General features: G+C 64.0%; 16 protein-coding genes and 1 riboswitch. Of the genes, 12 read left to right on the top strand and 4 right to left on the bottom strand.

The genetic code is table 11. The features are described 5' to 3' along the window. Positions 1 to 8: 8 nt before the first annotated feature. From NCN05_RS03540 to NCN05_RS03560, 5 genes are all read left to right on the top strand, one after another. Positions 9 to 518, top strand: coding sequence for a rod shape-determining protein MreD (locus NCN05_RS03540; RefSeq protein ID WP_250397019.1), 510 nt, complete (start codon positions 9 to 11; stop codon positions 516 to 518). Beyond that, the gene (locus NCN05_RS03545; RefSeq protein WP_250397020.1) at positions 515 to 1,822 is read left to right on the top strand and encodes an ABC transporter substrate-binding protein; all 1,308 of its coding nucleotides are present in this window, start codon (positions 515 to 517) and stop codon (positions 1,820 to 1,822) included. The genes NCN05_RS03540 and NCN05_RS03545 overlap by 4 nt, the downstream gene beginning before the upstream one ends. Before the next feature lie 92 nt (positions 1,823 to 1,914). Further along, a complete protein-coding gene (gene rpaB, locus NCN05_RS03550) occupies positions 1,915 to 2,676 on the top strand; it encodes a response regulator transcription factor RpaB (RefSeq protein ID WP_115081463.1) in 762 nt (253 codons plus the stop codon). Positions 2,677 to 2,720: 44 nt separating this feature from the next. Further along, positions 2,721 to 4,229, top strand: coding sequence for a lysine--tRNA ligase (gene lysS / locus NCN05_RS03555; RefSeq protein ID WP_250397021.1), 1,509 nt, complete (start codon positions 2,721 to 2,723; stop codon positions 4,227 to 4,229). A 27-nt stretch (positions 4,230 to 4,256) separates the two neighbouring features. Beyond that, positions 4,257 to 4,520, top strand: coding sequence for a DUF8660 family protein (locus NCN05_RS03560; RefSeq protein WP_006851112.1), 264 nt, complete (start codon positions 4,257 to 4,259; stop codon positions 4,518 to 4,520). Position 4,521: 1 nt separating this feature from the next. Here NCN05_RS03560 and NCN05_RS03565 read toward each other — a convergent pair whose 3' ends face one another. After that, positions 4,522 to 5,001: a hercynine metabolism protein gene (locus tag NCN05_RS03565; RefSeq protein ID WP_250397022.1), complete on the bottom strand. Its 480-nt coding sequence runs from the start codon at positions 4,999 to 5,001 to the stop codon at positions 4,522 to 4,524. After that, complete coding sequence (locus tag NCN05_RS03570; RefSeq protein WP_115009649.1) at positions 4,998 to 5,231, bottom strand: hercynine metabolism small protein; 234 nt, start codon at positions 5,229 to 5,231, stop codon at positions 4,998 to 5,000. The genes NCN05_RS03565 and NCN05_RS03570 overlap by 4 nt, the downstream gene beginning before the upstream one ends. Before the next feature lie 84 nt (positions 5,232 to 5,315). On the opposite strand from NCN05_RS03570, the gene NCN05_RS03575 reads away from it, so the two are divergent. Then, entirely contained in the window at positions 5,316 to 6,965 is a 1,650-nt protein-coding gene (locus tag NCN05_RS03575) for a serine/threonine protein kinase (RefSeq protein WP_250397023.1), read from the top strand. Here the strand turns inward: NCN05_RS03575 and smpB are convergent. Beyond that, positions 6,959 to 7,459 carry an SsrA-binding protein SmpB gene (gene smpB, locus NCN05_RS03580; RefSeq protein ID WP_115009647.1) on the bottom strand — a complete coding sequence of 167 codons (501 nt, stop codon included), beginning with the start codon at positions 7,457 to 7,459 and terminating at the stop codon, positions 6,959 to 6,961. The genes NCN05_RS03575 and smpB overlap by 7 nt on opposite strands. Before the next feature lie 50 nt (positions 7,460 to 7,509). On the opposite strand from smpB, the gene ruvB reads away from it, so the two are divergent. The 6 genes from ruvB (at position 7,510) to thiC (ending at position 12,921) form a co-directional block, all read left to right on the top strand. Further along, on the top strand, positions 7,510 to 8,556 hold the full coding sequence (gene ruvB / locus NCN05_RS03585) for a Holliday junction branch migration DNA helicase RuvB (protein WP_115131540.1): 1,047 nt from the start codon (positions 7,510 to 7,512) through the stop codon (positions 8,554 to 8,556). Further along, complete coding sequence (locus tag NCN05_RS03590) at positions 8,553 to 9,317, top strand: tetratricopeptide repeat protein (RefSeq protein WP_250397024.1); 765 nt, start codon at positions 8,553 to 8,555, stop codon at positions 9,315 to 9,317. Before ruvB ends, NCN05_RS03590 begins: the two co-directional genes overlap by 4 nt. Before the next feature lies 1 nt (position 9,318). Continuing rightward, on the top strand, positions 9,319 to 10,500 hold the full coding sequence (locus tag NCN05_RS03595; protein WP_250397025.1) for an amidohydrolase: 1,182 nt from the start codon (positions 9,319 to 9,321) through the stop codon (positions 10,498 to 10,500). Then, positions 10,497 to 10,724, top strand: a complete 228-nt coding sequence (locus NCN05_RS03600) for a DUF3188 domain-containing protein (protein ID WP_011363156.1) — start codon at positions 10,497 to 10,499, stop codon at positions 10,722 to 10,724. The genes NCN05_RS03595 and NCN05_RS03600 overlap by 4 nt, the downstream gene beginning before the upstream one ends. Continuing rightward, positions 10,721 to 11,335 (top strand): HEAT repeat domain-containing protein, encoded by a 615-nt coding sequence (locus NCN05_RS03605; RefSeq protein ID WP_250397026.1) that lies wholly within the window; start codon positions 10,721 to 10,723, stop codon positions 11,333 to 11,335. The genes NCN05_RS03600 and NCN05_RS03605 overlap by 4 nt, the downstream gene beginning before the upstream one ends. Before the next feature lie 30 nt (positions 11,336 to 11,365). Beyond that, a riboswitch (TPP riboswitch) is annotated at positions 11,366 to 11,472 on the top strand. Positions 11,473 to 11,517: 45 nt separating this feature from the next. Then, positions 11,518 to 12,921, top strand: coding sequence for a phosphomethylpyrimidine synthase ThiC (gene thiC, locus NCN05_RS03610; RefSeq protein ID WP_115009642.1), 1,404 nt, complete (start codon positions 11,518 to 11,520; stop codon positions 12,919 to 12,921). A 140-nt stretch (positions 12,922 to 13,061) separates the two neighbouring features. Here the strand turns inward: thiC and tkt are convergent, their stop codons facing one another. Continuing rightward, positions 13,062 to 15,071, bottom strand: a complete 2,010-nt coding sequence (tkt, locus tag NCN05_RS03615; protein WP_186509591.1) for a transketolase — start codon at positions 15,069 to 15,071, stop codon at positions 13,062 to 13,064. Between the last annotated feature and the right edge of the window lie 13 nt (positions 15,072 to 15,084).

Below are 15,084 nucleotides of genomic sequence, written 5' to 3' on the forward strand. Positions count from 1 at the left end.
CCACTGACATGACGCGTCTGCACCGACAACCGATCTGTGTGGCCTCAGCTTTGGTGGTGCCGTTTCTGGCCTTGGCGTCGCCGCCTTGGTTGGCCATCGATGGGATTGGTCCCGCCTGGGCTGTGCTCTGGCTGTTGCCCTGGGCTCTCGTGGATGGTCCGGTGTCGGGGGCGTTGTCGGGTGTGGCGTTGGGGCTGGTGCTGGATGGTCTCAATCTGGGCGGTGTCAGTCAGGTGCCGGCGCTGCTGCTGCTGGGCTGGTGGTGGGGACGGCTGGGGCGGCGTGCAGCCCCGATCCAACGCAGCCTGAATCTGGGTTTGTTGGCCTGGCTCGGGTCCGTGGGTCTTGGTTTGTCGTTGATCCTTCAGCTCTGGTGGCGTCAAGGCGGAGTGTTGGATCCCCTCACCCAGAGCTGGGGCCTGCAGACCCTTTGGTGCCAAGCCCTGGTGACGGGTTTGCTGGCGCCGGTGTTGGTGTCGTTGCAGTTGCTGCTCTGGCGCAGGAGGGTTCCCTCATGAGGATGACGCGTCGGGATCTGCTGTTGGGGACAGCGGCCATGGGGTTGGCGGCCTGCGGCCCGAGGACCCCACAGACCAGGGCCTTGGAGTTGTGGACCCTGCAGTTGGCTCCCAAGTTCAACCCCTATTTCGCCGATGTTCTGGGGGACTGGGGCGGCCTCCATCCCGATGCGCCCGTGCGCTGGACGGATCTGCCTTGGGGGTCGGTGGAACGCAAGTTGCTGGCGGCGGTGTTCGCGCGCACGGCCCCGGATGTGGTGAACCTCAATCCACCCTTCGCGGCCAATCTGGCCAGCAAGGGGGGACTGGCTGACTTGACCCCGCTGCTGCCGGCTGATGCCGCTGGTCGCTATCTGCCCTCGGTGTGGCAGGCCTGCCGTGACCCCGATGTCGGTCAGATCGCTTTGCCCTGGTACCTCACGGTGCGGCTGAGTCTGGTGAACCGGTCGCTGTTGGATCAAGCCGGCATTGCTGCTCCGCCCAGCCGCTGGGATCAGGTGCCGGCCTTCGCCCGTCGGATCCGCGAGCGCACGGGCCGTTACGGCCTGTTCCTCACCACCGTTCCGGATGACTCAGCTGAGCTCCTGGAAACCCTGGTGCAGATGGGAGTGACCCTGCTGGATTCCCAACGCAGGGCCGCCTTCGACAGTTCTGAGGGGCGCCGGGCCTTTCGTTTCTGGAGTGATCTCTACCGGGAGGGGCTGCTGCCTCGGGAGGTGGTGAGTCAGGGCCAACGCCGGGCAATCGAGTTGTTCCAGAGCGGTGATCTGGCCCTGGCGGCCACGGGGGCGGAATTCCTGCGCAGCATTCAGACCAATGCGCCAGGGGTGGCCGCGGTGACGGAGCCCCATCCCCCGGTGACCGGTGCAGATGGCACAGCCAATGTGGCCTTGATGACGTTGGCGGTGCCGCGTCAGAGCCAGCGCGGCCAAGAGGCCTTGGATCTGGCGCTGTTTCTGACCAATGCCGATCAACAGGCGCGCTTCGCTGCCGAGGCTCGGGTGCTGCCGTCGTCGTTGGAGGCCTTGGCCCGGGTGCGTGAAGCGTTGGAGCAGGAGAAGCCCGCGACCACCGCGGAGCGCCAGATTCGCCAGGCCCGTTTGTTGTCGGCCAGCACGTTGGACCGGGCCAGGGTGTTGGTACCGGCGCTGCCGGGGATCAAGCGCCTGCAGAAGATCCTTTACACCCAGATGCAGCGGGCGATGTTGGCCCAGATCAGCCCTGAGCAGGCCTTAACAGCTGCGGCGTCGGAATGGAACCGTTATGCCCGTTCGCGCTGGCCCGAGGCCGCCGGCAATTCTTAAAACAATCGGTAAACCGGCTGCGCGCCAGGGTGTTTGCATCGGTGTCCAGGCCCTGACCAGTAAGGTTGCAGCTCGTTAAGGGTTTGATTCGGATGACGGGCGACCTGCCCTCACAACCGAAAGCGACCGTTCTCGTCGTTGATGACGAGGCTGCAGTCCGGCGCGTTCTGGTGATGCGCCTGCAGTTGTCGGGCTACCGCGTCATCTGCGCTGAGGACGGTGAGCAGGCCCTGGAGATGTTCCACAACGAGTCCCCCGACCTGGTGGTGCTCGACGTGATGCTGCCCAAGCTGGACGGTTTTGCTGTTTGCCGCCGCCTGCGTGCCGAATCATGCGTGCCGATCATTTTCCTCTCCGCGGTTGAAGCGATCTCCGAGCGGGTGGCCGGTCTTGATCTGGGCGCAGACGACTACCTGCCCAAGCCCTTCAGCCCCAAGGAACTCGAGGCACGCATCGCCACGATTCTGCGTCGCGTGGGCCGGGGCAATGCGGTTGTTGAAAGCCGTGAATTGCCCACGGGGCAAGGCGTTTTGCGGCTCGGTGATCTGGTGGTGGACACCAACCGACGCCAGGTGACCCGGGGTTCGGAGCGTATCAACCTCACCTACACGGAATTCAGCCTGCTGGAGTTGCTGTTCCGCGACCCCGGCCATGTGGTGCCCCGGGCCGAAATTCTGGAGCAGCTCTGGGGTTATCCCCCTCGCCGTGCCGCCGATCTGCGCGTGGTCGATGTCTATGTGGCGCGGTTGCGCGGAAAACTGGAGCCTGACCCTCGCAATCCAGAGTTGATCCTCACGGTGCGAGGCATTGGTTATGCCTCCCAGCGCATGGGTGAGGCCTCCGCTGCCGGTTGATCAACCCGCGGGCGGGCAGGATGGCGCCCGACTGACCTGCTGCTGTGTCTGAGCTGCGCGACACCCGTCTGGAAAAGGCCAAGACCTTGGAAGAGCTGGGGCAGGGCCCCTATGCCCTCACCTTCAGCCCCAGCCATCGCATGGCCGAGCTGCAGGAGACCCATGCCGATCTGCCCAAGGGCGAAGAGCGGGACGTCAGCGTTTCCGTGGCGGGACGGGTGATGACCCGCCGGGTGATGGGAAAGCTGGCCTTTTTCACCCTGGCCGATGAAACGGGCTCCATCCAGCTGTTCCTGGAGAAGGCGGGCCTGGAGGCCCAGCAGGAAGGCTGGTTCAAACAGATCACCTCACTGGTGGACAGCGGCGATTGGCTTGGGGTGAGCGGCACCCTGCGTCGCACTGACCGCGGCGAGCTGTCGGTGAAAGTGAGCGACTGGCGCATGCTCACCAAGGCGCTGCAGCCCCTTCCCGACAAGTGGCATGGATTGGCCGACGTGGAGAAGCGCTATCGCCAGCGCTATTTGGATCTGGTGGTCTCCCCCGACAGCCGTGAGACCTTCAGGCGCCGGGCCCGCCTGGTGAGCGGCATTCGTCGCTGGCTCGATCAGCGTGATTTTCTCGAGATCGAGACCCCCGTGCTGCAGAGCGAACCCGGTGGCGCTGACGCCCGGCCGTTCGAGACCCACCACAACGCTCTCGATCTGCCCCTCACCCTCCGGATTGCCACCGAGTTGCACCTCAAGCGCCTGGTGGTGGGCGGCTTTGAGCGGGTGTATGAGCTGGGCCGGATTTTCCGCAATGAAGGGGTCAGCACCCGCCACAACCCCGAGTTCACCTCGGTTGAGATTTATCAGGCCTACAGCGATTACCTCGGGATGATGGAGCTCACCGAGCAGATGGTCAGCGCGGTGTGCCAGGAGGTCTGCGGCACGACCACCATCACCTATCAGGGCACCGAGATCGATCTGGCCCCGCCGTGGCGGCGCGCGACGATGCACGAGCTCGTGCAGGATGCGACGGGGCTTGATTTCAACAGCTTCAGCAGCCGGGATGAGGCGGCTGCGGCGATGACCGCCAAGGGTCTGCATGCGCCTGAGCTGGCCGACTCCGTGGGCCGTCTGCTCAATGAGGCCTTTGAGCAAGCGGTGGAGACGACCCTGATTCAGCCCACCTTCGTCACCGATTACCCGGTGGAGATTTCGCCCCTGGCCCGGCCCCATCGCAGCAAGCCCGGCTTGGTGGAACGCTTTGAGTTGTTCATCGTCGGCCGTGAGCACGCCAATGCCTTCAGTGAGCTCACCGATCCCGTCGATCAACGCCAGCGCCTGGAGGCCCAGCAGGCGCGCAAGGCGGCGGGTGATTTGGAGGCCCAGGGGTTGGACGAGGACTTTGTCACGGCCCTCGAGGTGGGCATGCCCCCCACCGGAGGTCTGGGGATCGGCATCGACCGGCTGGTGATGCTGCTCACCGACAGCCCTTCGATTCGGGACGTGATCGCCTTCCCGCTGCTGCGGCCGGAGTCCCGCAAGGGAGAACCACCCTCAGTGGAATAATGGGACGAGTGGCATGGTCCTATCCCCATGAGTGGAGAACGCGTCGGATTTCGCTTCAAGCACGCTGATGCCGTGGTCAAGCGGAATCCCCAGGGCCGTTCCCGCCGGGGATGGGTGATGGAGCCGGTGGAGCAGACCACCAGCCGTGGCACCAAGATGCCTGCTTACCGCATCCGCTGGCGCGACAGTGAGCGCCCGGAAATCGTGCTGCAGCACATGCTGATCGCCGATCCGGATCCCACACCTCCGCCCGAGGGTGTCAGCCTGGAGCCCCCCGCTCCCAAGGCCTGATTTAATTCAGCCCAGCGTCACGGCGCAGCTGCTCAAGCTCCTGTTCCGCTTCAAACAACGCCCAGTCCTTCTCCAGTATTGAGGGGCTGGGCGTTTGCTTTTGCTGTTGAAGCTCCTGCAACTGCCGCTCCACCTCGTTGAAGCGGCGTCCCAGATCCTCCAGGTCGGCCCAGAGGGCGCGGCCCTGGTTCATCAGGCTGGTGAGGTGTTGTTCGGCGCGCCCGGCCAGATCGGCTGCGCCGGCGGTCCTGGCCCGCTCCACCCGGCTGCGCCAGGCCCGCACGTCCTCGGCCAGCCTCAGCAGCTGCTGGCGTTGTTGCTTCGCCTCGCCCTGCAGTTGCTGGCGTTGCCGTTGCAGGGCTGCCGCCCGATCCTTCAGGTGCTGTTCGCTGAACAGGTGCTCCTGGACGGGGTTGTTGCGCAGAAAGGCGGAGAGACGGGCGTCCAGCTCCCGCTCCAACTGCTCCAGCCAGCTGCTCATGCCTCGCCAGGGGTGGTGATCACCGGTTTTTCGATCTCTTTCTCCAGGGGCTCGATTGCGGCGGTTTTGGAGTTGAGGATCATCTGGGTGAGTTGCGCTGCTTTCACTTCTCCCACTTCGCCTTCCAGTTCTCCCAGGCGATCGAAGGCCGCCATGTAGACCGCCTCCAGGTCTTGGATCAGCTGCTCACGCTGCCTTTTGATGGCCTGACGCCGTTCGTCTGATTTCATCCCGCCTGAGCTCCTCGTCGCAATCTCTTGGCTCAGTTTGCCGGCAAAAGCAGATCCAGAGCGATCGGTACCATCTGCTCATCGATGCGGCTGAATCCCTTGAGCGGTTCCGGCACGGTGTTGGTGGAGCGTTACCGCCTGGAGGAGCGGCTGAGCGGGCCCGATCCCTTTCGTGGTTCGCTCTGGCGTGCGGTGGATGTGATGGCCGGGGATCTGCCGGTGGCCATTCGACAACTGCAGACCCCGGAGTCCCAGAAGCGGCAGCAGGCGCTGTGGCCGCAGTTGCAGGCCCTGCTCCATCCCCAAGTGCCCCGCTGCGGCGAGCTGTTGGAGCTGGATGGCTCTGTCTGGCTTATTCGCGACTGGCAGGACGGTGTCAGCTACGACGTGCTGTTGCGGCAGAGGCGCTTCGCTGCCGCCGAGGTGCTGCTGTTGTTGCGCCAGATCCTGCCGGTGCTGGCGCTGTTGCATGGCTGCGGCTTGGTGCACGGTGATCTGAATCCCCGCCAATTGCTGCGTCGCCGCGGCGATGGCTTACCGGTGCTGCTGGACGGTGGCCGGCTGCAGCGGCAGGGAGCTACAGAGCCGGATGCTGCCTGGAGCGATCTGCACGACCTGGGGGTGACCGCTGTGGCGTTGCTGGGCGGGATCGCAGGTCAGGACGGCGGCTGGCCGGAACACCTCGAGCTGGACGCAGGATTCCGTCAGGTGCTGGAGCGCCTGCTCTCGAAAGAACCGGAGCGGCGTTTCAGCCAGGCCTCCGAGGTGCTGAAGGCGCTGGAGGAGGTGGCGTTGCCCGCGTCCGAACCGGAGCCTGGCGTGTCGGTGCGAACCAGTCGTGCGCTAGCTCGCGAGCAGGGAGCGGAAGGTCGCCTCTGGCCCGTGGTGATCGCGCTGGCTTTGTCGGCTCTGGTGGGTTCCGCCATCGGTTGGTTTCTGCTCCCGCGCAGTTCCACCGCAGATAGGGCATCTCTCACCGGTAGGGAGGGGGCGACTTCAGCCCCATCCGACAGCCTGCCGTCGGCGGAGCTGGATCAACGCCAGCAATTGCTCAGCCGGCTGCGGGCGCTTCAAGTGGATCGCGGCTGGTTTGTCGAACTTGTGGATGCCAGCCAGCTCAGAAGGGAGCCGCAGCAGGATGCGCCGTACCGCAGGGTCTGGACCGAGCTGGCTGAGCAATGGCTGGCTCGGATTGCCTTGCTGCCGCCGGCGATTCGGGCTCAGTTGGGGCGTCTGAAGGCAGCGGACTGGCAGCAGCCGCGTGAGGCGCTGCTGAAACAGGGCGTTCATCCGCGGGTCGTGGAGCATCTGGTGAGTGCTGGAGCCCAGGATCTGCTGCCGGTCACCATGCGTGGCCGCAAACCCGCCAACCCCTTTCTTCAGCTCTGGATTGCAGCGGCGATTCAGAGCCTTGATGACGTTGAGATCGTGCGTCTCAAAGCGCGCCCGCTTGAACCCGCCATCACGTCATTGCCGATCCCTCCTGGTGGCGCGCGTTTGGTGCTGGTGGAGGCTCCAGCAGGTGATGCCGTGGCCCTGGGCATCAACGGCACACCGCTGATGCAGATGATGGTTTTCGGCGTCAATGGGCAGGTGGAGGCGGAGCGTGGTCCGCTTCGGGTGACTCGGATTGCTCCGGAGGCGGGCTCGCCGCTGCAGGTCCTGGTCACCAACGAAGGGGTCTCTTCGAGTCTGTTCACCCTGTCCTGTCGGGCGAACCCGCTCGATCAGTAGCGCTCCATCGCTGCTTTCACGTCCTTCTTGGATTGCTTTTCCTTTTCGGCGGCGCGCTTGTCGTGCAACTTGCGCCCTTTTCCCAGCCCGATGGTGAGCTTGATCCAGGACCCCTTGAGGTGAATGTTGAGGGGAATCAGCGTGAGCCCTTTTTGATCCACCAAACCGCGCAGCTTGTCGATCTCACGGCGGTGGGCCAGCAGTTTGCGGGTGCGCAGTGGGTCGTGGTTGAAGTAACTGCCGGCGTGGGTGTGGGGTGAGATGTGCACGTTGTGCAACTGCAGCTCTCCATTGCGGATCAGGCAGAAGCCATCGCGCAGGTTGGCCTTGCCGTTGCGGATCGACTTCACCTCGGTGCCCACCAGCTCGATGCCGGTTTCGAGGGTTTCGAGGATCTCGTACTGGTGCCGTGCCTGCCGGTTGTCCGCCAGCATCCGATTGGCGGCGGCCCGTGCCGCGGCTGCGGCTGCTTTTTTCGCTCCTCCCTTGGCCATGGCTGCGGCTGCGTCTTCCGACCCTATCCAGGTCTGGGTACCCTGCCCGCATGGCGATTGTCTCCTCCAGCTCCGGTCGCAAGCCACCACGCCGCCCTGAAGCGCTGGTGGACCCCCAGCCGGCACCTGAAGAGGTGGTGAGTCGGCCGGAAGACAAGCTTCGGCCCCAGCGCCTGAACGACTACATCGGCCAAAGCGAGCTCAAGCAGGTGCTGGGCATTGCGGTGGAAGCGGCGCTTGGCCGCGGCGATGCCCTCGATCATGTGTTGCTCTATGGCCCGCCGGGTTTGGGCAAAACCACCATGGCCATGGTGTTGGCCGAAGAGATGGGGGTGCAGTGCAAGGTCACCAGTGCACCGGCCTTGGAACGCCCGCGCGACATCGTTGGCTTGTTGGTCAACCTGCAGCCCCGTGATCTGCTGTTCATTGACGAGATTCATCGTCTGAGCCGGGTGGCGGAGGAGCTGCTTTATCCGGCGATGGAAGACCGTCGCCTCGATCTCACCGTGGGCAAGGGCAGCACAGCACGAACCCGTTCCCTCGACTTGCCGCCCTTCACCCTTGTGGGGGCCACCACCCGCGCCGGATCGCTGAGCTCCCCGCTGCGGGACCGGTTCGGCCTGATCCAGCGGTTGGAGTTTTACGGCCAGGACGACCTGGAAGCGATCGTTGAGCGCACCGCCGGGCTGATCGGGGTCACCCTCACACCGCAGGCCCGCAGCAGCATTGCCGCCTCCTGCCGCGGTACGCCCAGGATTGCCAACCGCCTGCTGCGCCGGGTGCGTGATGTGGCCAGCGTGCGTGGCGGTAGTGGTGGAGCCATTGATCAGGCCCTGGTGGGAGAGGCCCTGAGCCTGCACCGCGTGGATCATCGGGGCCTCGATGCCAGCGATCGGCGTTTGCTGCAGCTGCTGATCGACCACCACGGTGGTGGCCCGGTGGGCCTGGAGACTCTGGCGGCGGCCCTTGGCGACGATCCCGTCACCCTGGAGACCGTGGTGGAGCCGTTTCTGTTGCAACAGGGGTTGCTGATGCGCACCCCCCGAGGACGCATGGTCACGGATGCGGCCCGCAGTCATCTGGCCGAGGCGGCATGAACCGGTTTCTCGTCCTGTTGATGAGTCTGGTGCTGGCCATGCCAGTGCAGGCCCTCGACCTGCAGGGGCTTTATGAGCAGGCGCTGACGGTAAGCCGTCAGGGGGATTTTGTGGAGGCGTTGCCCCTTTGGGACCGCTTTCTGGAGCAGGCTCCAGACGATGCAGCAGCGCTGAGCAACCGCGGCAATGTGCGTCTCGCTCTGGGTGATCCTTCCGGGGCCATCGACGATCAGAGCGCCTCGATTGCGCTGGCGCCGGAGGAAAGCGACCCCCATCTGAACCGGGGCACGGCGGAGGAAGCGCTTCAGGACTGGTCCGCGGCAGCGGACGACTATCTCTGGATTCTGGAGCGCGATCCGCAAGATGCCTCAGCCCTCTACAACCTGGCCAATGTGCGTGGCTCGCAAGGGGACTGGCCTTTGGCGCGAGAGCTTTATGGCCAGGCTGCTCTTGCCCGCCCCGGCTTCGCCATGGCCCGCTCCAGCGAGGCGCTGGCGGCCTGGCAAGCAGGGGATCTCGAATGGGCGGAGGCGGAATTGCGCAAACTGATCCGTCGCTATCCCTTGTTTGCCGATGCTCGGGCGGCCCTCAGTGGCCTGCTCTGGCGCGAAGGATCCAGTGGTGAAGCCGAAAGCCACTGGGCCGCGGCGGCCGGCCTGGATCAGCGTTACCGCCAGGCCGATTGGCTGGAGCAGGTGCGCCGCTGGCCACCGCAGCCGACGGCGGATCTAATGGCGTTCCTGGCCTTGGAGGCGTCCTGAGATGACCCAAGCGGCGTCCCTTTCCGATCGACTCAGCCGGGAGCTGCCTGAGCTGCTGCAGCTGCGCCGGCATCTGCATGCCCACCCTGAGCTCAGCGGTGAGGAACATCAGACGGCTGCTCTGGTCGCCGGTGAACTGCGTCAGCTGGGTTGGCGGGTTCGTGAGGGAGTTGGCCGCACGGGCGTGGTGGCCGAGTTGGGGCCTGATCACGGCCCCACGGTGGGTTTGCGGGTGGACATGGATGCGCTTCCGGTGGAGGAGCGCACCGGGCTGAGCTATGCCTCCACCCGCCAGGGCCTGATGCATGCCTGTGGCCACGACCTTCACACCTGCACGGGCCTTGGTGTCGCGCGCTTGCTGGCTCAGGAGCCCCACTTAGGGGCTCGAGTGCGGCTGCTGTTTCAACCCGCCGAAGAGTTGGCCCAGGGGGCGGTGTGGATGCGGGATGCGGGGGCGGTGGAAGGCCTTGATGCCTTGTACGGCGTGCATGTGGTGCCGAATCTGCCGGTGGGCACGGTGGGAATACGGCGGGGTTGTCTTACAGCGGCGGCCGGTGAGCTGGAAATCTTTGTTCAGGGTCAGGGTGGCCATGGCGCCCGTCCCCACCAGTCGGTGGATGCTGTTTGGCTGGCGGCTCGGGTGATCACAGAGCTTCAGCAGACCATCGCCCGCCGCTTGGATGCGTTGCAGCCGGTGGTGATCAGTTTCGGCAAAGTGGAGGGCGGTCGCGCCTTCAACGTGATTGCCGATCAGGTGCGCTTGCTGGGTACGGTGCGCTGCCTGGATCTGAAGCAGCACGCCCAGCTGCCGGCTTGGATCGATGAGACGGTGCAGGGGATCTGTGCCAGTGGAGGGGGTACGGCAGTGGTGAATTACCGCTGCATAGCGCCACCGGTGCACAACGATCCGCAGCTCACGACCTTGCTCGAACGTTGTGCGGTGGAGTGTCTGGGGCGCGACAAGGTGCTGCCGGTGGAGCAGCCTTCCCTGGGGGCGGAAGACTTTGCTGAGCTGCTTCGGGATGTGCCGGGAATGATGGTGCGGCTGGGCGTGGCCGGGCCCGAGGGGTGTGCGCCGCTGCACAACGGAGCGTTCGCACTGGAGGAAGGTGCCCTCGGGGTTGGCATTGCGGTTCTCACGGCCACCGTGCTGGCCTGGATCACGGAGAACACCTCGGCATGAACCAACGTCGTGCGGTGATTTGGGTTTCCCTCGGGGCTCCATTGCTGATCCTGCTCGCATTGCTGGCTACCAACCAGCGCCAAGGCAAGGACCGGGTGCAGGTGTTGCCCGCGATCTTGGTGGGTTCGGGTTTGATCATCAGCAGTGCTCTCGGTCGGCAGCGCCGCCGCGCCAGGCTGTTGGCCGATCTTCAACGGGCGCGCACCCCTGGCAGCAACCCATGAACGAAACCGATCCGCAACGCCCTGATCTCGAGGAGGTCCGCCAGGCCATTGCCAGTGGGGATCCGGTTCAGGCGATGCCGGCGATCACAAAGCTCCGCCATTGCTCGGATGCTGAGGCTGTGCCGTTGCTGGTGCTGGGCACGGAGCAGAAGCCCTTTCTAGTGCGTTCCTTGAGCTGCAATGGATTGGGCTACAAGCGCACCGAACAGGGCTGGACTGTGCTGAGTGCGTTGATCACCGCCGATGAAGACCCCAATGTGCGGGCCGAGGCAGCCAATGCTTTGGCCAGCTACGGAGTGGAGCGGGCCTGGCCTTTTCTGCGTTCGGCCTTTGAAGCTGATGCAGCCTGGCTGGTGCGCTGCAGCATTCTGTCCACCTTGGCGGAACAACCTGATATTGATTTGGCTTGGTTGCTGGAGTTGGCAACCATGGCAATCGCTGATGCCGATGGCACCGTGCGGGTGAGTGGGGCTGAAATTCTCAGTCGGATCGTTCGGGAGGGGGGTACCGATTCCATCGCGGTGCAGGCCAGAGGCTTGTTGCAATCTCTGCAGCAGGACAGCGACCACCGGGTGGTGGCTGCGGTGCTCAATGGTTTGCAGGTCAGCTGAAGGGTTGTTGAGCAACGCTTGCTAGCGTTCAAACATCACTAGGGGTGTCCGGGTTTTCCCATGAACCCAGACTGAGATCACACCCTCCGAACCTGATTCCGGGTCATGCCGGCGCAGGGAAGTGCTTGAGCGTGATCCACGGCCAAACGTCGACCCCTGGGCTGTCCGTCGCACCTCAGATCATGCGCGCTTCCTGGGTTGAGTCCCGTAAGGGTCAGGCCAACGTCTCTCAGATGCATTACGCCCGTCAGGGAGTGGTCACCGAAGAAATGGCCCATGTGGCGAAGCGGGAGAACCTGCCCGAATCGCTGGTGATGGAAGAGGTGGCCCGGGGGCGAATGATCATCCCGGCCAACATCAACCACACCAATCTGGAGCCGATGGCGATCGGCATCGCCAGCAAGTGCAAGGTGAACGCCAACATCGGCGCCTCTCCGAATGCGTCTGATGCGGCTGAGGAGGTGAAGAAGCTGAAGTTGGCGGTGAAGTACGGCGCCGACACCGTGATGGATCTCTCCACCGGCGGCGTCAACCTCGATGAGGTGCGCACCGCGATCATCGGTGCATCCCCCGTTCCGATCGGCACCGTGCCTGTTTATCAGGCTCTTGAGAGCGTCCACGGATCGATCGAGAAGCTCGATGAGGACGATTTCCTCCACATCATCGAGAAGCACTGTCAGCAGGGCGTCGACTATCAGACCATCCACGCTGGCCTGTTGATTGAGCACCTTCCCAAGGTGAAAGGCCGCATCACCGGCATCGTCAGCCGCGGCGGCGGCATCCTGGCTCAATGGATGCTGTATCACCACCGTCAGAACCCGCTCTACACGCGGTTTGATGACATCTGCGAGATCTTCAAGCGCTACGACTGCACCTTCTCCCTTGGCGACTCGCTGCGTCCCGGTTGCCAGCACGATGCATCGGATGCTGCTCAACTGGCTGAATTGCACACCCTCGGTGAACTGACCCGTCGCGCTTGGAAGCACGACGTGCAGGTGATGGTGGAGGGTCCCGGCCACGTTCCCCTCGACCAGATCGAGTTCAACGTGAAGAAGCAGATGGAGGAGTGCAGCGAAGCACCCTTCTATGTGCTCGGTCCCTTGGTCACCGACATTGCTCCCGGTTACGACCACATCACCTCTGCGATCGGTGCGGCGATGGCCGGTTGGCATGGCACGGCGATGCTCTGTTACGTGACGCCGAAGGAGCACCTCGGTCTTCCCAATGCTGAGGATGTGCGCGAAGGCCTGATCGCTTACAAGATCGCTGCCCATGCTGCAGACATCGCCCGCCATCGCCCCGGCGCCCGTGACCGTGATGACGAGCTCAGCCGCGCCCGCTACAACTTCGACTGGAACAAGCAGTTTGAGCTGTCCTTGGATCCTGAGCGGGCCAAGGAGTATCACGACGAAACCCTGCCGGCTGACATCTACAAGCAGGCTGAGTTCTGCTCCATGTGCGGACCGAAGCACTGCCCGATGCAGACCAAGATCACTGATGAAGATCTCGAAGGTCTTGAAAAGGTGCTCGAAGCAAACACCGGCGCTGCAGAGCTGACGCCGGTCAAACTCGACAAAGCCGACTGATTGCCTGCTTGCAATAAGATCTTGGCCCGACGTCCGTTAGGACGTCGGGCTTTTTGGTGTAGGGCCATTAGTCGGGTTGGTGGCATAAAAAAAGACCCCCTGCCGAGGCAGGAGGCCTTGTTATTGAAGTGTTCTGGCGATCAGCCGAGCAGGGCCTTGGCTTTGGCCACCACGTTCTCCACCGTGAAACCGAATTCCTTGAGGCAGGTGCCGCCGGGGGCGGAAGCGCCGAAGCGGTTCATGGTGACGCTGTCGCCATCCAGGCCAATGAAACGGTGCCAGCCGAAGGATTCAGCGGCTTCCACCACCATGCGCTTGCGCACGGCGTTGGGGAGCACCTCTTCCTTGTAGGCGTCGGTCTGCTCGTCGAACAGCTCGACGCAGGGCATGGAGACCACGCGCACCTTCTTGCCTTCAGCGGTGAGCTGTTTGGCGGCCTGGACGCAGAGGTCCAGTTCGGTGCCGGTGCCGATCAGGATCAGATCGGGAGTTCCAGCGCAGTCTTCCAGCACGTAACCACCCAGGGCCACCTTGTCGATCGAGGAGTTCGCCTGGTTAGCCATGCCTTGGCGGCTGAGGCAGAGGGAGCTGGGGCGCTTGCGGTTCTGGATCGCCACCTTGTAAGCACCGCTGGTCTCATTGCCGTCGCCAGGGCGGAACACCAGCATGTTTGGCATCGCCCGCAGGGAGGGGATGGTTTCGATCGGCTGGTGGGTGGGGCCGTCTTCGCCGACACCGATGGAGTCGTGGGTGAGAACGTAGATCACGCCCAGCTCGCTCAGGGCCGACAGGCGCATGGAACCACGCATGTAGTCGGCGAAGACCAGGAAGGTGCCGCCGTAGGGGATCAAGCCGCTGTTGTGATAAGCGATGCCGTTGAGGATGGCTGCCATGGCGTGCTCACGCACACCGAAGTGCAGGTAGCGCTTCTCCGGGCTGCTGGCTTGATAGGAGCCGGTTTCACCCTTGATGTCCGTGTAGTTGGAGTGGGTGAGGTCGGCGGAGCCGCCGATCAGTTCGGGCAGGTTGGGGCCCAGAGCACCTAGGCAGATCTGGGAGTGCTTGCGGGTAGCCAGACCACCGTCTTCAGGGGTGTAGGTGGGCAGGTCCTTGTCCCAACCCTCGGGCAGCTCGCCGCGCAGCATCCGCTCGAACTCGGCGGCTTCGCTGGGGTACTTGGTGCGGTAGGTGGCCAGGGTCTGGTTCCACTCGGCCTCGAGGCTGGCCCCGCGGTCGATGGCCTGGCGGAACTGGTCGTAGGCGTCCTGGGGAATTTCGAAGGGGGCGTAGTCCCAACCCAGTTGCTGACGGGTCAGGGCTGCTTCCTCCTCGCCCAGAGCAGCACCGTGCACACCGGCAGTGTCGGCCTTGTTGGGGGAGCCGTAGCCGATGGTAGTGGTCACCTTGATGATCGACGGCTTGTCGGTCACAGCCTTGGCAGCCTCGATCGCCTTGGCGATGGCATCAACATCGGTGTTGCCCTCGGCCACGTGCTGCACGTGCCAGCCGTAGGCCTCGTAGCGCTTCAGCACGTCCTCGGTGAAGGACACATCAGTGCGTCCATCGATGGTGATGCTGTTGTCGTCGTACAGGGCGATCAGCTTGCCCAGCTTCAGGTGACCGGCCAGGGAGGCAGCTTCGGAGGACACACCCTCCTGATTGCAGCCGTCGCCCATGATCACGTAGGTGTAGTGATCCACCACGGTGGCGTCGGCCTTGTTGAACTTGGCCGCAAGGTGGGATTCAGCAATGGCCAGGCCCACGGCGTTGGAGATGCCTGCACCCAGGGGGCCGGTGGTCACTTCAACGCCAGGGGTCTCGAAGGTTTCGGGGTGGCCAGGAGTCTTGGAGCCCCACTGGCGGAACTGCTTGATGTCCTCAATGGAGACCGAGTCGTATCCGGTGAGGTGCAGCAGCGCGTAGAGCAACATGCAGCCGTGACCGGCGGAGAGCACGAATCGGTCGCGGTTGAACCACTTGGGGTTCTTGGGGTTGTGCTTGAGGAACTTGTCCCAGAGGGCGTAACCCATGGGTGCGCAGCCCATCGGCAGGCCGGGGTGGCCGCTGTTGGACTTGTTGATGGCGTCGACAGCCAGCATCCGAATGCTGTTGATGCAGAGCGTGTCGAGTGACGCGGGCGCAGCGACCATGGTGTTAAGAGGA

It is taken from the genome of Synechococcus sp. MU1651 (assembly GCF_023630635.1).
Classification (GTDB): Bacteria; Cyanobacteriota; Cyanobacteriia; order PCC-6307; family Cyanobiaceae; genus Parasynechococcus.

Coding starts and splice junctions, on each gene's coding strand:
- NCN05_RS03540 (WP_250397019.1), top strand. CDS start 9: ATGACGCGTCTGCACCGACAACCGATCTGTGTGGCCTCAGCTTTGGTG.
- NCN05_RS03545 (WP_250397020.1), top strand. CDS start 515: ATGAGGATGACGCGTCGGGATCTGCTGTTGGGGACAGCGGCCATGGGG.
- rpaB (WP_115081463.1), top strand. CDS start 1,915: ATGACGGGCGACCTGCCCTCACAACCGAAAGCGACCGTTCTCGTCGTT.
- NCN05_RS03560 (WP_006851112.1), top strand. CDS start 4,257: ATGAGTGGAGAACGCGTCGGATTTCGCTTCAAGCACGCTGATGCCGTG.
- NCN05_RS03565 (WP_250397022.1), bottom strand. CDS start 5,001: ATGAGCAGCTGGCTGGAGCAGTTGGAGCGGGAGCTGGACGCCCGTCTC.
- NCN05_RS03570 (WP_115009649.1), bottom strand. CDS start 5,231: ATGAAATCAGACGAACGGCGTCAGGCCATCAAAAGGCAGCGTGAGCAG.
- NCN05_RS03575 (WP_250397023.1), top strand. CDS start 5,316: ATGCGGCTGAATCCCTTGAGCGGTTCCGGCACGGTGTTGGTGGAGCGT.
- smpB (WP_115009647.1), bottom strand. CDS start 7,459: ATGGCCAAGGGAGGAGCGAAAAAAGCAGCCGCAGCCGCGGCACGGGCC.
- ruvB (WP_115131540.1), top strand. CDS start 7,510: ATGGCGATTGTCTCCTCCAGCTCCGGTCGCAAGCCACCACGCCGCCCT.
- NCN05_RS03590 (WP_250397024.1), top strand. CDS start 8,553: ATGAACCGGTTTCTCGTCCTGTTGATGAGTCTGGTGCTGGCCATGCCA.
- NCN05_RS03595 (WP_250397025.1), top strand. CDS start 9,319: ATGACCCAAGCGGCGTCCCTTTCCGATCGACTCAGCCGGGAGCTGCCT.
- NCN05_RS03600 (WP_011363156.1), top strand. CDS start 10,497: ATGAACCAACGTCGTGCGGTGATTTGGGTTTCCCTCGGGGCTCCATTG.
- NCN05_RS03605 (WP_250397026.1), top strand. CDS start 10,721: ATGAACGAAACCGATCCGCAACGCCCTGATCTCGAGGAGGTCCGCCAG.
- thiC (WP_115009642.1), top strand. CDS start 11,518: ATGCGCGCTTCCTGGGTTGAGTCCCGTAAGGGTCAGGCCAACGTCTCT.
- tkt (WP_186509591.1), bottom strand. CDS start 15,071: ATGGTCGCTGCGCCCGCGTCACTCGACACGCTCTGCATCAACAGCATT.